General features: G+C 74.5%; 14 protein-coding genes. 7 read left to right on the plus strand and 7 right to left on the minus strand.

Going from position 1 to position 16,537, the window contains the following annotated elements; genetic code table 11:
• Positions 1 to 46 precede the first annotated feature (46 nt).
• From AC1Q5D_RS12970 to AC1Q5D_RS12980, 3 genes are all read left to right on the plus strand, one after another.
• Positions 47 to 2,308, plus strand: coding sequence for an HNH endonuclease signature motif containing protein (locus AC1Q5D_RS12970; protein ID WP_481738877.1), 2,262 nt, complete (start codon positions 47 to 49; stop codon positions 2,306 to 2,308).
• Between the two features lie 150 nt (positions 2,309 to 2,458).
• The gene (locus AC1Q5D_RS12975) at positions 2,459 to 3,403 is read left to right on the plus strand and encodes an NADP-dependent oxidoreductase (protein WP_481738914.1); all 945 of its coding nucleotides are present in this window, start codon (positions 2,459 to 2,461) and stop codon (positions 3,401 to 3,403) included.
• 2 nt (positions 3,404 to 3,405) lie between these two features.
• Positions 3,406 to 4,530 (plus strand): NAD-dependent epimerase/dehydratase family protein, encoded by a 1,125-nt coding sequence (locus tag AC1Q5D_RS12980; protein ID WP_481738878.1) that lies wholly within the window; start codon positions 3,406 to 3,408, stop codon positions 4,528 to 4,530.
• Here AC1Q5D_RS12980 and AC1Q5D_RS12985 read toward each other — a convergent pair.
• The 3 genes from AC1Q5D_RS12985 to AC1Q5D_RS12995 form a co-directional block, all read right to left on the minus strand.
• Positions 4,527 to 5,084, minus strand: coding sequence for a DUF421 domain-containing protein (locus AC1Q5D_RS12985; RefSeq protein ID WP_481738879.1), 558 nt, complete (start codon positions 5,082 to 5,084; stop codon positions 4,527 to 4,529). The genes AC1Q5D_RS12980 and AC1Q5D_RS12985 overlap by 4 nt on opposite strands.
• 69 nt (positions 5,085 to 5,153) lie before the next feature.
• Positions 5,154 to 5,915: an MBL fold metallo-hydrolase gene (locus AC1Q5D_RS12990; RefSeq protein WP_481738880.1), complete on the minus strand. Its 762-nt coding sequence runs from the start codon at positions 5,913 to 5,915 to the stop codon at positions 5,154 to 5,156.
• A 55-nt stretch (positions 5,916 to 5,970) separates the two neighbouring features.
• A complete protein-coding gene (locus tag AC1Q5D_RS12995; protein WP_481738881.1) occupies positions 5,971 to 6,900 on the minus strand; it encodes an AraC-like ligand-binding domain-containing protein in 930 nt (309 codons plus the stop codon).
• A gap of 113 nt (positions 6,901 to 7,013) precedes the next feature.
• Between AC1Q5D_RS12995 and AC1Q5D_RS13000 the strand changes: the two genes are divergently transcribed.
• Positions 7,014 to 7,973, plus strand: coding sequence for a formylglycine-generating enzyme family protein (locus tag AC1Q5D_RS13000; protein ID WP_481738882.1), 960 nt, complete (start codon positions 7,014 to 7,016; stop codon positions 7,971 to 7,973).
• Positions 7,974 to 7,992: 19 nt separating this feature from the next.
• Here AC1Q5D_RS13000 and AC1Q5D_RS13005 read toward each other — a convergent pair whose 3' ends face one another.
• The 4 genes from AC1Q5D_RS13005 to AC1Q5D_RS13020 form a co-directional block, all read right to left on the minus strand.
• Positions 7,993 to 10,359, minus strand: a complete 2,367-nt coding sequence (locus AC1Q5D_RS13005) for an arylsulfatase (RefSeq protein WP_481738883.1) — start codon at positions 10,357 to 10,359, stop codon at positions 7,993 to 7,995.
• Complete coding sequence (locus tag AC1Q5D_RS13010) at positions 10,356 to 10,766, minus strand: acyl-CoA thioesterase (protein ID WP_481738884.1); 411 nt, start codon at positions 10,764 to 10,766, stop codon at positions 10,356 to 10,358. Before AC1Q5D_RS13010 ends, AC1Q5D_RS13005 begins: the two co-directional genes overlap by 4 nt.
• A gap of 137 nt (positions 10,767 to 10,903) precedes the next feature.
• Positions 10,904 to 12,277, minus strand: coding sequence for an MFS transporter (locus tag AC1Q5D_RS13015; protein ID WP_481738885.1), 1,374 nt, complete (start codon positions 12,275 to 12,277; stop codon positions 10,904 to 10,906).
• Positions 12,278 to 12,357: 80 nt separating this feature from the next.
• Entirely contained in the window at positions 12,358 to 13,611 is a 1,254-nt protein-coding gene (locus AC1Q5D_RS13020) for a M20 metallopeptidase family protein (protein ID WP_481738915.1), read from the minus strand.
• A gap of 134 nt (positions 13,612 to 13,745) precedes the next feature.
• Between AC1Q5D_RS13020 and AC1Q5D_RS13025 the strand changes: the two genes are divergently transcribed.
• The 3 genes from AC1Q5D_RS13025 to AC1Q5D_RS13035 are packed head-to-tail and all read left to right on the plus strand — an operon-like array spanning position 13,746 to position 16,450.
• The gene (locus AC1Q5D_RS13025; protein WP_481738886.1) at positions 13,746 to 14,765 is read left to right on the plus strand and encodes an AsnC family transcriptional regulator; all 1,020 of its coding nucleotides are present in this window, start codon (positions 13,746 to 13,748) and stop codon (positions 14,763 to 14,765) included.
• Complete coding sequence (locus tag AC1Q5D_RS13030) at positions 14,762 to 15,550, plus strand: alpha/beta hydrolase (RefSeq protein ID WP_481738887.1); 789 nt, start codon at positions 14,762 to 14,764, stop codon at positions 15,548 to 15,550. Before AC1Q5D_RS13025 ends, AC1Q5D_RS13030 begins: the two co-directional genes overlap by 4 nt.
• Before the next feature lie 51 nt (positions 15,551 to 15,601).
• Positions 15,602 to 16,450, plus strand: a complete 849-nt coding sequence (locus AC1Q5D_RS13035) for a tryptophan 2,3-dioxygenase (protein WP_481738888.1) — start codon at positions 15,602 to 15,604, stop codon at positions 16,448 to 16,450.
• The last annotated feature ends 87 nt before the right edge of the window (positions 16,451 to 16,537 follow it).

Genomic DNA, 16,537 nt, shown 5'->3' on the forward strand with positions numbered 1-16,537 from the left:
GGGCGTGTGTTCCCATTCTGTCGGTGGGTTCGGGGAGAATGGAGGTATGGATCACGAGGGTGTGGTGCGGCTCGAGGGGTGGGAACTGGTGCCCCTGGCGCCTGCTGCGCCGGCGGCCACCCGGCTGCACCACGCCGAGGCGCTGGCCCGGTACGCCGCGTCCATCAAGCTGGAGGCCCTGCGGGATGTCCGGGGCGCCTGCGAGGAACTCCGCGAGCCCCGCATGGACCGCCGCGGCCGTCGCCAGGGCATGGAGATCTCGTATGCGGCCGGCCGGCTGCTCTCCAACTCCGGGGGCGAGGCCGCGTCCCACGTCGTCGCCCAGGTCTGCGCGGTTTCCCCCGAGACCGGCTCCCGGATGCTGAACGAGTCCCTCGCCCTGCACGACGCCCCCGATGTGCTCCGCGAGCTGCGGGCCGGGCGCATCGGGGTCGAGCAGGCCCAGGCCATCGCGGCCCAACTGCGCCGGATCGAGCCCCGCCCGGTCACCGTTCCCGGAGACACTGATCTGGACCCCGAGCTCGCCGCTGGTCTGGCCATCGACGCCGCCCACCAGGAGGCCAGCGACGTCGCCCTATCCCGGTCGCGCCTGGCCGGTGAGCTGCTCGAGTACGCCCCCGGCCATAGCCCCGGCCAGATCACCTACAAGTCCAAGAAGGCCCTCGAGCGCTTCGATCCGGACTCCTTCACCCGTCGCAAGGACAAGGCCGCCGAGAACCGGTACATCCGCTTCACCCCGGCCGGCAACGGCATGTCGTGGATCGACGGGCTCATCGAAACGGGCAAGGCCAGCGCCATCGAAGCCAAACTCGCCGCCCAAACCACCCTGCTGCTCCAACCCATCGACGACGGACGCGGCCACTCCGCCGCCTCGGACCGGGACGGCAGCCACTCCGCCGCCCCGGACCGGGACGGCATCCACACCGTCGAACCCGACGACGACGCCGCCAGCACGGCCGACCAGACGCAGCCGAACCGTGAGGATGGGGACGGGGACGGACCCGAGACGCGGACCCGGGCGCAATTGTGGGCCGACGTCTTCACCGACACTCTCCTGGAGGGCGCCCACAGCTCAGGACTGGCCTCGGTGAACCCCGACGTGCTGGTCACCATCCCCGCCACCATCCTGCCCGGCATCCCCGGCAGCGACGCCACCCCGGCGGCCCAAGGGCCGGGCGGGCCATCCACACCGCCGTCGCCGGGCACGAGTTTCGCCCCGCCCGCCGTGGCCGAGTGCGTGCTCGCCCCCGGGGCCGAGCTGCCCCAGGTCCCCGGCCTCGGCGCGATCGGCCAGGACGAGGCCGCCGAACTCACGGCCGCCGCCAAGACCTGGACCCGCGCCGTGACCGACCCCCTCACCGGGGCCGTCCTGGCCATGGGTCGCAAGTCCTACCGTCCCACCCGCGAACAGCGCCGGGCGCTGGCCCTGCGCCACCCCGTGTGCAGCAACATCGGCTGCAACCGCCGCCAACGCCTCGAGCCCGACCACGCCGTCGAGTGGCAGGACGGTGGCGCCACCGACCTCGATAACCTCGAAGGCCTCTGCCCCCGCTGCCACCGCCTCAAATCCGTGGGCCTGCTCGAGACCGAACTGCACCCCGACGGTTCCGTCACCGTCACCACCATCCTCGGCACCACGGCCACCCGCGCCCCCGACCGGCTTTGGCTCCCCCCGGAGCCCGGTGGAACACCGCCGCCGCCGGCACCGGGCAGGGCCGTCCCGTACCGGCGCGGAGCCGGCGACGGCCCCGGCGCCACCACGGATCCACTGGTGCTCGACGACGCCCTCATCGCCTCCCTCGCCCCCGACGCGGACGAACCGCCCGGCTTTGCCCACGGCGTCCTGCCACCGGACCCCGGTTCCTCCGTCGACGACACCGACGCGGCCTTCTCCCGTTGGACCGAGCTGGCGACACCACAGGACGGAGACCTCCCCGGGATCCCCCTGCCCGGCGACCCCGACTGGGGCGAACCACCCGACGTCCCCGTCGACCCCGCCGAGGAACGGCTCGCGCACCTGCAATTCCTCGACATGCTCCTCGCCGACACGGTCCTGCCCGACGATTACACTCCCTGCCGGCCGCCGGACCAACGCCCACGCCGCCGCACCAAGTCCCGGCTCGGCACCCGCAGGCCGCCGCCGACCGTCCGGACCCCACGCCCGCAGCTCGCTCCCGGCGACCAACGACCGCCCGCCAACGGCAGCGGCAACCCGGGCACCGGCGGCGCAGGCACCAGCCCGGTGGCCTTGTCCCTCTGGCCGCCTCCCACCCTGCCCGAGGACCCCACCGACATCCCACCGTTCTGACGGGCCTTCCCGGGGTGACGCACGGGCGGCCGGCGGCGCGGGCGGCACGGGGCCGCCAGGGCGGCCCGGGGAATGCGCCGCACCCGCTACCCGTGACATGTCGGGATCCGCCTCCCTACCGTGGGCGCCATGGGTTCCCACAGGCAGACGATGCAGGCCATGTACTACGACAGCTACGGCGGTCCGGAAGTCCTCCGCCACGGGGAACTGCCGATGCCCAAGCTTCCGCCGGCCTCGGTCCTCATCCGCGTCCGGGCCGCCAGCGTGAACCCCGTCGACTGGAAGGTCATGGCCGGCGGCCTGGACCCGATGCTGGACGTCCACTTCCCCGTCGTCCCCGGCTGGGACGTCGCGGGCACGGTCGAGGCCGTCGGGTTCGACACCCCCGAGTTCGCCCCCGGCGACGAGGTCTACGCCTACGGCCGGCGCGACTCGGTCGGCGGCGGCACGTTCGCCGAGTTCACGGCGCTGCCCGTGTCGATGGTCGCCCGCAAGCCCGCGCGCCTCTCCTGGGAGGAGGCCGCCGCGCTCCCCCTGACGGGGATGACGGCGCAGCGCGTCCTCGACGTCCTGGCCCACGAAGAGGGCGAGACCCTCCTCGTCCACAACGGGTCGGGCGGCGTCGGGCGCATGGCCATCCAGCAGGCTACGCACCGGGGCCTCCGGGTGCTGGCCACGGCATCCGCCCACCACCACGACGACCTGCGCGCCCTCGGGGCCGAACCCCTGGAATACGGGGAGGGCCTGGTCCACGATGTCCGCGCGCTGGCCCCGCAGGGGGTCGATCTCGTCGCCGACCTCGTCGGCGGGGTCCTGGACCAGACGATGGCCGTCCTGCGCGCGGGAGGCCGGCACGCCTCCATTGCCGACCCCGGCGCGGCCGACCGCGGCGGCTCCTACGTCTGGGTCCGCCCCGACGCGCGGGAACTGGACCGCCTGTCGGCCCTGGTCGACGACGGCCGGCTGGGGGTCCACCTCGCCGCCACCTACCCAATGGAGCGGGCGGCCGACGCCTTCAGGCACAGCATGGAGGGCAACGCGGGCGGCAAGATCGCCCTGGCCGGGTTCGCCGACCGCGACACGGATCAGGCGTAGCGATGCGCATCGCCGTCGTCGGGGCCACGGGGAACGTGGGCACCGCCCTGCTCCGCCGGATCCGGGAGGCCAACGAGGAGCGGCGCCGGCCCGTCGAGGTCGTCGGCATCGCGCGGCGCCTCCCGGAGCGGGCCGGCCCGTACGCGGACGTCGAATGGCGGTCCATCGACGTCGCCGCCCCGGACGCGCCCGCCCTACTGAAGGACGCCTTCGCGGGGTGCGACGCCGTCGTCCACCTCGCCTGGGTGCTGCAGCCGAACCACGACGAGCCGCAGATGCGGCGGGTCAACGTCGGGGGCACCCGTGCCGCGCTGGAGGCGGCCATCGACGCGGGGGTCGGGCACTTCGTCTGCGCATCGTCCGTGGGCGCCTATTCCCGCGGCCCGGGCAAGGAGCGGCGCGTCGACGAGTCCTGGCCCGCGCGCGGCATCGCCACGTCGCACTACTCGCGCTTCAAGGGCGAGCAGGAGGCCCTGCTGGACGGCTTCGCCGAGGCCCACCCGGACCTGGTGGTCGCGCGGCTGCGGCCGGGCCTGATCTTCCAGGCGGAGGCGGGGAGCGAGATCGCCCGCTACTTCGTCGGTCCGTGGATCCCCACCGGCTTCCTGGACCGCTTCCCGCCCCCGGTCCTTCCGTTCCCGCCCGGCTTCCTGTTCCAGGCCCTGCACGCGGACGACGTCGCCGACGCCTACTGGCGGTGCGTCGAGCTCCGGGCGGCCGGGGCGTTCAACGTCGCCGCCGAACCCGTGCTCACGCCGGCCCTCGTCGGTGGCGTCCTCGGGGCGAAGCGCTGGCTTCCCGTCCCCGTGGTCCTGGCGCGCGCCGCCGTCGCCGCCGCGTGGCGCCTGCGTCTGCTCGCCTCCGACCCCGGCTGGGTCGACATGGCGGCGGGGGCGCCGATCATGGACTGCACGCGGGCCCGCACCGAGCTCGGGTGGTCGCCGCGCCATTCCTCCACGCAGGCCCTGCGCACCATCATCGAGGCCATCGCGCAGGGCCCGGGCCGGGACTCGTCTCCCCCGCTGCTGCCGCGCCGGCGGCAGCGGTCGTGGCGCCAGGTCCGGCGCGACCCCGCGCACCGCGGGCCGGCCGCGACGCCGCCGCCGGGGGCCGTTCCGACGGCCTAGTGGTCCGGGCGCAGCAGCTCGGCGGGGACCCGTTCCTTGCCCAGGACGCCGTCGAGCAGGCGCGGGTCGAGCGGTTCGCCACGGCGCAGGACGCTGATCTGGCCGGTGGACTCGAGGATGACGCAGGCGACCTCGTCGGCGTTCCTGATCCCGGCGCCCCGCAGCTTCGCCCGCACCTCGGCCTCCACGACGTGCGCCCGGGCCAACTGGTCGGGGAGGAACTCTCCCCCGGCCATGAGCAGCACGGGCGGGGCGTTGACGGCCCTGGTTCCGCCCCGGAGCCGGCGCACCTGTCCCGTGACCGCTTGGAGGGCGAGCAGCGTGCCGAGCCCGAGGAGCCCCGCGGCGAGCGTCGGGGTGTTGCCGAGGATCGCCCGCCCGATGACCGCGCCCAGCGCGATCACCGCGGCGAGGTCGAAGCTGGAGAGGCTCGCCAGCGTGCGCTGCCCGAGCAGGCGCACGATGAAGAGGACGACGACGTAGAGCACGACGGCGGAGAGCACCACCCGCAGGGCGTCGGAGGCCTCGAGACCGTACTCTTGCCACGAAAACACCGGACCTCCCACGCCCCGAAAACCAGTTGCTGCCGGCCCTAGTCTGGCATGGCGGCCCGGACCGCCGGATCAGGCCGCCCCGGCCGCCCGCGCCAGCCGGCAGGCCTCGGCCGCGCCGTCCCCGAACGGGTCGCCGTGGCCCGGCAGGACCAGCGGCGCCCCGGTGGCGGCCAGGGCGTCCAGGGAGCGCAGGTTCGCGTCGGGATCCGCCGTGGCGGCCCGGGCCACGAGCCGCGGGCCCCGGCGGCCGGTGTACGGGTCGAGGGTCACCAGCGCGTCGCCCGTGATCAGGGCGCCCCGGTCGGGGAAGTGGAGGGCGCAGTGCCCGTGGGTGTGCCCGGGGCTGTGCACGACCTCCGGCTTGCCCGGCAGGTGGGCGGTGCCGGCCGCGTGCAGGTCGTGCAGCACGGGCACGCCCTTGACGGCGAGCGCTCCGCCGAGCGTCATCTTCGCCAGGTGCGGCAGGCCGCCGGGGTGGAACAGCGGGAACGCGAACCGGTTCTTCCGCGGCCGGTAGCGGTACGGGTGGGACGCCAGCGCCATGTCGTCGCGGTGGACGTAGACGGGCACACCCAGGCGCCGGAACCGGTCCGCCGTGCCGACGTGGTCGAAGTGCCCGTGCGTCAACACCACGGCTTCCAGGTCGCTGGGCACGATGCCCGCCTCGGCCAGGACCCGGCACAGCGGGCCCCACGTGCTCGGCAGGCCGGCGTCGACCGCCATGGCGCGGCGGCCCTCGATGACGACGTACGCGTTGACGGAGGCGTGCTGGATCATGTGGATCCCGTCGGCGACGTTGCGGCGGATCCGTGCGGGGACGAGGGTTGCCATGCCGCCGACGCTACGCCGCGCCGGCGGACAGGCAAGGGCCGCCGGAATGCCGGCGTCAGCCGGCCCTGCGGTACGCGGCCGGCGAGGCGCCGTAGGCGGCGCGGAAGACCCGGGAGAAGTAGCGCGGGTCGCGGAACCCCCAGCGCTCGGCGATGGCCGCGACCGGTTCGCTGGCGCGCGCCGGGTCCCTCAGGTCGCGGCGCGCCATCTCGAGTCGCCGGCCCCGGATCCAGGCCGACACCGTCGTCCCCTGTTCGCTGAAGAGCAGGTGCAGCTGCCGCGTGGAGATGTAGTGGGCCTCCGCAATGCGGCCGGGGCTCAGGTCCGGGTCGCCGAGGCGCCCCATGATCCACTCGCGCACGGCCATCGTCTGCTCGAGCTTAGAGTGCTGCGGCACCGCGTAGCCGAGCGCGTCCGCGAAGGCCGCGGTGCACAGGTCCACCAGCGACGCCGCGATGCCCAGCCCGAGCGGGGAGTCCAGGGCCGGCAGGTTCCGGGCGACGCCGAGCAGGAAGGAGGAGACAATGGCGCCGGCGGGCGTGTCCCCGCCGATCCGCTGCCCGGCAATCTGGGCCAGCGCCTTCGGCGGCAGCGACACCATCTGCTGGGGGAACATCAGCACGAGGGTCAGGGACCAGCCCGCGAACGTGCGCGTGTAGGGCGTCGTCGAGTCGTACACCGAGAAGTCCCCCGGCTCGAGCACCGACCGGTGCCCCCGCTGGGCGATCGCGGAGGTGCCCTCGATCTGCAGCGAGATCGTGAACCACGGATCCCCGCTGCCGGCCTGGCGCTCCGTGCGCCGCAGCTTGTGCGGCCCCGCCAGGATTGTGAAGATCCGGATGCCGTGGACGGAGACGAACTCCATGGTGGCGCCGAAGGACGGCCGGTCCGACTCGATGCGCAGCGGCAGCAGCAGCCGGTCGACCAGGACCCGCCACTGGGCGAGGTCGGCCACCTCGTGCCTCTCGTACCGCCCCTCCCCCACGGGCCCCGCCTTCCTGTCGTGGTCGTTGGCCGACGGCGGCGCCGTCGTCGTCGTCCATCAAAGCACGACGGCGGCGCTCGGTATGCTGGGAAACCCCGTCGCCAGGAGAGCCGATGACCTGCTGCCAGCCGCCAGGCCGCCCCGCGGAGCCGCACGCCGCGTCCGCCGGCGCCGCTGCCCGCCCCGCCCGGTCTTCGCCGGTCCCGGCCGGCGGCGCGCGGCTGGTCCCCGAGGTGGCGGTCCCCGGCGGGGAGTTCGGGATGGGCGACCACTTCGGCGAGGGGTACCCGGCCGACGGGGAGGTGCCCGTGCACCGCGTGAGGATCTCGGGCTTCAGCATGGACGCCACCGCGGTGACCAACGCGGAGTTCGCCCGGTTCGCCGCGGCCACCGGCTACCGCACGGAGTCGGAGCTGTTCGGGTACTCCGCCGTATTCCACCTCCTGGTCCGGGCCGACGCCGCGGACGTCCTCCAGCGCGCCGAGGGCGTGCCCTGGTGGCTCACGGTCCGCGGGGCCGACTGGGCGCACCCGGCCGGGCCCCGCTCCGACTGGCGCGACGCCCCCGACCACCCCGTGGTGCAGGTGTCCTGGAACGACGCCCAGGCCTACTGCGCGTGGGCGGGCCGCGCGCTGCCCACGGAGGCCCAGTGGGAGTACGCCGCCCGCGGCGGGCTCGAGGGGCGCCGCTACGCGTGGGGCGACGAGCTGGAGCCCGCCGGCGGGCACCGGTGCAACATCTGGCAGGGCGAGTTCCCCACCCGGAACACCGCCGCCGACGGCCACGTGGGGACCGCGCCGGTGGGGTCCTTCCCGGCCAACGGGTTCGGGCTCCACGAGATGGCCGGGAACGTCTGGGAGTGGTGCGCCGACTGGTTCATGCCCAAGTACTACCGCAATTCCCCCGCGGAGGACCCCGCCGGCCCGACCATTGGGGACGGCCGGGTCATGCGCGGGGGCTCGTACCTGTGCCACGAGTCCTACTGCAACCGCTACCGGGTCGCCGCCCGGTCCCGGAACACTCCGGACTCGGCCAGCGGGAACACCGGGTTCCGGACGGTCGCGGCCCGGTAGGACCCGCGGCCCGCCGCCGCTACTCGTAGACCCGCGTCGCCTCGCGGTCCAGCTCCACGATCTCCTCCACCGAGTACGGCGCCGGCGGGCCGGGCACGTAGCGCACCCGGCGCAGCGTGCCGGTGTAGCGGAACGCCCCGTGGCGCCGGGAGAGCTCCCAGTCGACCGGGCCGCCCCGGTCCAGCCCGACGCTGATCCCCGTGAAGGGCGCGTACGCGGTCAGCTGCAGGACCCGCTCCAGGGTGAACGCCTCCACGCCGTCGACCTCGGCCGTGATCCGCCAGGCGTAGTCGGGCAGGACGTCGAAGGACAGCACGACGGACGCCGCACCCTCCGGCAGCGGCGCCTCGGCCCGCCGCATCGTCCCGTACTGGTTGTAGCCGAAGCGCAGCGCCCCGTCCTCGACCCACAGGACGTACCCGCCGCCCTGGTCGCCGTGGGCCACGAGCACGCCGGCGTCGCCGATCCGGTACTCCAGCGAGACGTCCACGGTGAAGCTGCGCAGCTTGACCAGCTTCAGGGACCGGTACCGCTCCAGCGTCGGCGTGAACGGGAAGAGCGTGACCGGCCGCTCGAGCCGCCGCTCCGTCGCGGGCCGGACCCGGTTCATGGACCCGTCGTCGTTCATCGGGAACACCTGGTTGTGCCAGCCGAGCGCCCGGAACCGCTCGGCCATCCCGGCGAGGACCGCCGGGTGCTCGGCCGCGACGTTGCGCAGCTCGGTCGGGTCCTGGGCCAGGTCGTAGAGCTCCCAGTCGTCCTCCCGCCAGTCCGCCCCGCCGCGCGTCGGGGTCAGCGCCTTCCAGCCCCCGCGCACCAGGGCGCGGCGGCCGAAGAACTCCGAGTACTGCTCCGTGCGGGCCGCCGGGGTGGCCGGGTCGCGCAGCCAGGCGGAGAAGTCGACGCCGTCGCGCTCCCGCGCCGGCCGGCCGTGCCGCTGGGCCAGCGGGGCGACGCCGGCCAGCGACAGCAGCGTCGTGCCGAGGTCCACGACGTGCGCGAACTGGCCGCGGACGCCGTCGTCGCCGGCCGCGCGCGGCAACCCGGCGGGCCACGAGAGCACCAGCGGCACCCGCACCCCGCCCGCGTACGTGTGGGTCTTGTAGAGCCGGAACGGGGTGTTGGACGCCTGGGCCCAACCGCGCGGGTAGTGGATGGTGGACCGCGGCCCGCCGACCAGCTCCGGATCGCGCGGGACGTCGTGCTCCCAGTCGCCCGGCAGCCCCTGCAGGTAGCTGGCGCCGAAGTGGCTGAAGTAGCTGCGGGTGCCGTCGGGGCCGCCCTCGCCGGTGCCTCCGTTGTCGGAGGTGAACACGACGATCGTGTTCTCGTACTCCCCCAGCTCCCGCAGTGCGTCCAGCAGGCGCGCCAGGTTCTGGTCGACGTTGTCGACGGCGGCGGCGTACGCCTCCATGTAGCGCGCGAAGAGCTCGCGCTGCTCCGGCGCCAGCCCGTCCCAGGGGACGACGGCGGCGCCCGGCTCCGTGTTCGGCGGCGCGCACTCGGTGTCCGCGCCGAAGAGCCCGCTGGCGACCTGCCGCCTGAAGCGCTCGGAGCGGATGTGGTCCCACCCGGCCTCGTAGCGGCCCCGGTACTTCTCGAGGTCCCCGGGCTTGGCGCCGACGGGGCCGTGCACGGCGGCGTGCGCGAAGTAGAGGAAGAACGGCTTGTCGGGGTCGTTGGCGCGCAGGGAGCGGACCATGGAGACCGCCTCGTCGGTGAGGTCGTCCGTGAGGTAGTAGTCGTCCGGGTAGGCGTCGCGGACCACCTGGCTGTTGTCGCGGAGCAGGCGGTGCGGCGCGAACAGGTTCGTGAATCCGTCGAGGCAGCCGTAGTAGCGGTCGAAGCCGCGCTGGCACGGCCAGGAGGAGCGGTCGGCGCCGTCGTGCATCCGGGCCTCCGGGGTCAGGTGCCACTTGCCGACCATGAACGTCGCGTAGCCGCCGGCGCGGAACGACTCGGCGATTGTCGGCACGTCCTCGGGCAGCTCCATGGCGGCGCCCGGGTAGCCGGGGTCGATGTGCGGCACGGACCCGAACCCGACCCGGTGCGGGTTCAGCCCGGTCAGCAGCGCCGCGCGGGCCGGCGCGCAGAGGGGCGCGGACTGGTAGTTCGACAGCCGGTACCCGGACTCGGCCAGGGCGTCGACGGCGGGGGTGTCGATCTCGGACCCGAAGGGCCCGATGTCGCTGAAGCCCAGGTCGTCGACGAGGACGACGACGACGTTCGGGGCTCCGGCCGGGGCCCGCCGCTCCGCAGGCCACGCCGGGACCGACTCGCTGGCCCGCTCCCGCGCCACCCCGTGGAAGCCGCGGTAGTCGCGGACCGGGTAGGGCCCGTTCTCGATCCGGCCGTCCCTGCGGTCCTCTTCTCCCGTCCCGGTCACGGGGTGGTCCCGTCGGCGAAGCGGTTCGCCTCGAGGACGGCGCGCTCCGGGTCGCTCAGGGGGCGCGAGCGGCGCCCGTCGTCGCCGAGGGGGACGACGACGGTGTGGCCGTCGAACACCGCCTTCCCGTCCTGGTAGCCGATGTGCCGCACCGTGAACGACTTCGTGCCGATGCGCTCGACCCCGACGGCGACGACCAGCTCCGGCCGGTAGTCCGCCTGCGCGAGGTAGTCCACGGTCAGCGAGGCCACCACGATCCCGCCGCTGAACGCGGACAGGTCCGGCTGGGCGCGGGTCCAGCGGACGCGGGCCTCCTCCATGAGGGTGACGATCCGGGCGTTGTTCAGGTGGCCGTTCGCGTCCTGGTCGGACCAGCGCAGGGCCACCGTGATATCGGTGTGGCTCACGCCCACATCCTAGGGAGGAGCGCCGCCGCGGCCCGCGAGTGTGACGCGCCCCCGGTCCGCGGGGCGGAACGGGGGCGCGTCGGGCGCTGTCGGGTGGGGGGCCGGCGCTGTCGGGTGGGCGGGTCGGCGCAGGGCGCCTAGCGGTCCCCGAGGGGCAGGCCCTTGGACTCCCGCAGGCCGAACACGGTCGCGGCGCTGACCAGCAGCAGCGCGACGGTGTAGAGGCCGAAGTACGTGCTGCCGGCCGCGCCGAACCAGGCCCCGAAGCCCGCCTGCAGGTAGGCCGCCGTGCCTCCGAAGGCCGCCACGCAGAGCGCGTACGGGACGGCCACGCCGATGGTGCGCACCGACGTCGGGAACAGCTCGGCGTACACCGCCGGGACGATCGAGGCCGAGGCCGCGATGAAGACCAGCATGGCCGCCATCGCCGCGCCCAGCTGCCAGGCGGCGTCGCGGACGAACCACGTCGCCGGGAAGAACAGGGCCGCGGCGCCCACGGCGGCGATCACCATGACCGGCTTCCGGCCGATCCGGTCGGACAGGCGGCCCCACAGCGGCAGGGCCACGATGAAGACGAGGTTGGCGCACACGCCGGCCCACAGGGCCCCGGCCGGGTCGATCCCGAGGACGTTGATGGCGTAGGCCGGGGTGGAGACGCCCCAGACGTAGTAGACGACCGTCATGCCCACGGTCAGTCCGATCACCTGCAGGGCCTGGCGCCAGTGGCGGGCCAGGTCCCTGAACAGCCCGCCGCGGGCTGGGGCCGGGTCCCCGGCGACGACGGCGTCGTGCGCGACGGCCGGAGCCTGCCCGGCGGCCTTCTCGGCCTCGAAGACCTCCGACTCGTCCATCCGGGAGCGCATCAGCAGGGCCACGAGCCCGAACACGGCGCCGAGGATGAACGGGATCCGCCAGCCGAAGGCGGCCATCTGCGTCTCGGCCAGGACCGTCGAGAGCACGGCCCCCAGCAGCGTCCCGAAGAGGATGCCGACCGTGCCGGACACGTAGATCAGCGAGGACCAGTAGCCGCGGCGGGAGGCCGGGGCCATCTCGGAGAGGTAGGTCTGCGCGCTGGGCAGCTCGCCGCCGTGGGCCAGTCCCTGGACCAGGCGGGCGACGAGCAGCATCAGGGACGCCCCGGCCCCGATCGACTCGTACGTGGGCGTCAGGCCGATCGCCAGGGACCCCAGGGAGGCCAGGCCCACGCACAGGGTCATCGAGGTCTTGCGCCCCATGCGGTCGCCGATCCAGCCGAACACGAACCCGCCGAACGGCCGGGCCACGAAGCCGACCGCGAAGATCGCGAGCGTGGCCAGGAAGGCGCTGGAGGGGTCGGACTTGCTGAACAGCTGGCCGGAGATGAACGAGGCGAACGTCGCGTAGACGGCCCAGTCGTACCATTCGACGGCGTTGCCGGCGCCGGTGCCGACGAGGGTCTTGGCGACGCCGTTGCGCCGGGGCGCGGCCGCCGCGCCGGCCGGGGCGGGGGCTGGGATGCGGGTGGTGGACATGGGTGCTCCTGGTCGGTGGTGGGGCGGAGTGGGTGGGATCGGCTGGGGATGCGGTCGGTATCTGCGGGCCGCCGGGCCGGTTAGGGGTGCGCGGCGAGGCGCTCGAGCGCCAGCCGGGCGTAGAGGGCGGTCCCGTCGGGCAGGACGGCGTCGTCGAACACCGCGTACGGCGAGTGGTTGTAGGCCGCCGTGGCGTGGTCGGTGCCCTCCGGGACGGCGGAGAGGAACAGGAAGGCCCCGGGGACCTCCTCGAGGACGCGGGAGAAGTCCTCCGACCCGGCGAGCGGGTGGGCGAGCTCGCGGTAGCGCTCCCCGCCGAACAGCTCGTCGACCGCGCGGCGCGCGAACGCCGACTCGGCCCCGTCGTTGACGGTCAGCGGGTACTCCTCGAGGTACTCGACGGTGGCGGTGAGCCCGTGGCCGGCGGCAATGGACTCGAGCAGGCGCGGCACCGACGCCTTCAGCCGGGCCTTGGCCTCCGGGGAGAAGGAGCGGATGGTCGCCTCGAAGCGGGCGCCCTCGGGGATGATGTTCCGCTTCGTGCCGGCCTGGAGGACGCCGACGGTGACGACGACGGGGTCGAACACGTCGAACTGGCGGGTGACCATCGCCTGCAGCGCGGTGACCATCTCGGCGGCGACCGTCACCGGGTCCTTCGCCAGGTAGGGGGCGGAGCCGTGGCCGCCGGCGCCGTGCACCGTCACGAACAGGCCGTCCGAGGAGCTCATGGCGGCGCCGGCCCGGGACAGGACCGTGCCGCCCTCGGCCATCGCGCTCATCACATGGAGGCCGTATGCGGCGTCGGGGCGCGGGCCGGCCGCGTCGAGGACGCCCTCGCGGAGCATCACCCCGGCCCCGTCGAAGCCCTCCTCCCCCGGCTGGAACATCAGCACGACGTCGCCGGCCAGCTGGTCGCGGCGCCCGGCGAGCAGGTGGGCTGCGCCGACGAGCATGGACGAGTGCAGGTCGTGGCCGCAGGCGTGCATGGTCCCCCCGACGCGGGACGCGTAGTCCAGGCCGGTCTTCTCCTGGACCGGCAGCGCGTCCATGTCCCCGCGCAGCAGGACCACGGGCCGGGCGCCGCCGTCGTCCTCCGCCCGGGCCGCGGCCGCGGTGCCGCGCAGGACCGCCGTGACGGAGGTCGTGTCCGTGCCGGTGGACACCTCGTACCCGAGGCCGTCGAGGGCGGCGAGGACCTTCTCCTGGGTGCGCGGCAGGTCCAGGCCGATCTCCGGTTCGCGGTGGAGGCGGTGCCGCAGGTCGGCGACGTCGCCGGCCAGGGCGCGGGCGTCGTCCCGGAGGGAGACGGTGAGATCTGCTGACGAGGCGGGCAGGGCCACGGGGCCGTCCTTTCGGTGGGGTCCGGCGTCGGGCCGGCGGGCCCCTCCAAGGTCGCGTGACGGAGATCACTAGCGCGCGATATTGTGGGAAACACGCATCCGCCGCCCCTAAAACCGAAGGATCCTGCATGGAGCTGCCCGCCGACGACCTCGAGCTGGTCCACGCCCTGCAGATCGCGCCGCGCGCGACGTGGACGCAGCTCGGCGCCGCCCTCGGGCGCCATCCGACCACGCTCGCCTCGCGCTGGGACCGGCTGCGCTCCGACGGCCGCGCGTGGGTGACCGGGCACCTCGGGACCGCGGGGACGCAGGGGTACGCGGCGTTCATCGGCGTCGAGTGCCGGCCCGGCCGCCGGGCGGAGGCCATCGCCCGGCTGTGCGCCATCCCCGAGGTCGGCACCGTCGAGGAGGCCGCCCGCGCCTGGGACGTCCGGCTCACGGTCCTCACGACCGACTGGCGTCAGCTCACGCAGGTCGTCCTGCCGCTGGTGCGGGCCGATCCGGCGATCCTGCGCACCCAGGTCACGCTGGCGACGCGGCTCTACGCCGTGGGCAACAACTGGCGGCTCGACGTCCTGTCCCCGGAGCAGCAGCGTCGCGTCGCGGCCCTGCACGTGGCGGCGGGGCGCCCGCCGGCCACGGTCCCGCACGCGGACCGGCTCCTCGCGGCCCTCGCGCGGGACGGGCGGGCCGGCGCCGCGGAGATCGCGGCGGCCACCGGCACCCACCCGACGACGGCGGCGCGGCACCTGCGCCAGGCCGTCGAGACCGGACTCGTGGCGCTGCGCTGCGAGCTGGCGCAGGAGTATTCGGGCTATCCGGTGGCGTGCCAGTGGTACGTGCGCGTCCCTCCGGCCCAGCTCGAGGCCGCGGTGGCGTTCCTGCGGACGTTCCGGACACTGCGCCTGTGCGCCTCGACGACCGGGGACACGAACCTGACGTTCTTCCTGTGGCTGCGCACGCCCGGGGAGATCACCGACCTCGAGGCGGGGCTGGCGGCCGCCGCGCCCGGCGTGCAGATCGTCGAGTCCGACGTCGGGGTCCGCACGCACAAGCGGATGGGGTGGATGCTCCGGGAGGACACGACGGCCACCGGCGAGGTCGTGGTGCGGGAGGCCGCGGCCGCACCGGTACCCTCGGGGCCATGACTTCCCTCCCCGCCCCGGTCCGGCACGCCTACGGCGACCACCCCGACCAGTGGGCCGACCTCTACCTGCCGGAGGGCCCTCCGCGCGGCGCCGTCGTCGTGATCCACGGCGGGTACTGGCGCGACGCCTACACGGCGGACCTCGGCGCCCCCGCCGCCGCCGACCTGGCCGCCCACGGGTTCGCGGCGTGGAACCTGGAGTACCGGCGCGCCGGGACGGACGGGCGGCCCGGCGCGGGAGGGTGGCCGGAGACGTTCGAGGACGTGGCCGCGGGCCTCGACGCCCTGGCGCGCGTCGGCCCCGCCGTCGGGCTGGCCCCGGACCGGACCGTGCTGCTGGGCCATTCCGCGGGCGGGCACCTCGCCGCGTGGGCGGCCGCCCGGCACCGCCTGCCCTCCGGAGCGCCGGGGGCGGACCCGGCGGTCCGTCCGGCCGGGGTCGTCGCCCAGGCGGGCGTCCTCTCGCTGGCCGCGGCGGCCCGGAGGAACCTCTCGCGCGGGGCCGCGGAGAACCTCATGGGCATGCCGTTCACGGAGCTGCCGGGCCCCTGGTGGGCTGCGGACCCGTCGCGGCTGCTGCCGTTCGGCGTGCCCGTCCACGCGGTCCACGGGCGGACCGACGAGGACGTGCCGTTCGCGCTGTCCGAGGAGTTCGTCGCGAAGGCGCGGGCGGCGGGCGACCCGGCCGAGCTGCACGAGGTCGACGGCGACCACTTCGCCGTCATCACGCCCGGCACGGCGGCCTACGCGCGGTGCCGGGAGCTGGTGGGGCTGCTGCTGCCCTAAAGTGGTGGGGCCACCACCGTGGCCCACACCACAACCCGCAAGGAGACCAGCGTGACCGATGGAGTCCGCGACCTCGAGCCCGGCGTGCACACGGACCTCACCGGGTCCCTGACGTACGGCGGCTACCTCGACCTCGAGCGGCTGCTGTCCGCCCAGCACCCCCTGAGCGAGCCCCAGCACCCCGACGAGCTGCTGTTCATCATCCAGCACCAGACCTCCGAGCTCTGGTTCAAGCTGGTCCTGCACGAGCTGCGGCAGGCCCGCACCCACTTCGCGGAGGACCAGATCGGTCCGGCCCTGAAGTGCCTGGCCCGGGTCAAGGCCGTCCAGCGCACCCTGACCGAGCAGTGGTCGGTGCTCTCGACACTGACCCCGCGCGAGTACTCCCAGTTCCGCGGTTTCCTCGGCACGTCCTCCGGGTTCCAGTCGCACCAGTACCGCGCCGTCGAGTTCATCCTCGGCAACAAGAACGCGAAGATGCTGGACGTGTTCGACGCGGAACCGGCCGCCCGCGCGCAACTCGAGGAGGTGCTGAACGAGCCGACGCTCTACGACGCGTTCCTCGGGGCCCTGGCCCGGGCCGGCTACGCCGTCCCGGCGTCCGTGCTGGAGCGCGACGTCACCGAGCCGTGGACGCTGCACCCCGAGCTGGTGCCCGTCTTCCGCGAGGTGTACGAGTCCGAGGCCGCCCCGTGGGGCTTCTACGAGGCCTGCGAGGCGCTGGTGGACGTCGAGGACAACTTCCAGGCGTGGCGGTTCCGGCACCTGCGCACGGTCCAGCGGATCATCGGCTTCAAGCCGGGCACCGGCGGCTCGTCGGGCGTCGACTTCCTGCGCCGGGCCCTGGACCTGGTGTTCTTCCCGGAGCTGTTCGCGGTCCGCACCGAGATCGGCGCGTAGCCCGGCCGGGCCCGGGACGACACGGATGACCCGGGACGACGAGGGCCCGGACGACGCGGAGGGCCCGTCACACGACGGGCCCTCCGG

Source organism: Arthrobacter paludis (genome assembly GCF_056782315.1).

Bases quoted from the DNA above. Each gene is read 5' to 3' on its own strand.
- AC1Q5D_RS12980 (WP_481738878.1), top strand. From the start codon at position 3,406: ATGCGCATCGCCGTCGTCGGGGCCACGGGGAACGTGGGCACCGCCCTG.
- AC1Q5D_RS13030 (WP_481738887.1), top strand. From the start codon at position 14,762: ATGACTTCCCTCCCCGCCCCGGTCCGGCACGCCTACGGCGACCACCCC.
- AC1Q5D_RS13000 (WP_481738882.1), top strand. From the start codon at position 7,014: ATGACCTGCTGCCAGCCGCCAGGCCGCCCCGCGGAGCCGCACGCCGCG.
- AC1Q5D_RS12975 (WP_481738914.1), top strand. From the start codon at position 2,459: ATGCAGGCCATGTACTACGACAGCTACGGCGGTCCGGAAGTCCTCCGC.
- AC1Q5D_RS12970 (WP_481738877.1), top strand. From the start codon at position 47: ATGGATCACGAGGGTGTGGTGCGGCTCGAGGGGTGGGAACTGGTGCCC.
- AC1Q5D_RS13025 (WP_481738886.1), top strand. From the start codon at position 13,746: ATGGAGCTGCCCGCCGACGACCTCGAGCTGGTCCACGCCCTGCAGATC.
- AC1Q5D_RS12990 (WP_481738880.1), bottom strand. From the start codon at position 5,915: ATGGCAACCCTCGTCCCCGCACGGATCCGCCGCAACGTCGCCGACGGG.
- AC1Q5D_RS13015 (WP_481738885.1), bottom strand. From the start codon at position 12,277: ATGTCCACCACCCGCATCCCAGCCCCCGCCCCGGCCGGCGCGGCGGCC.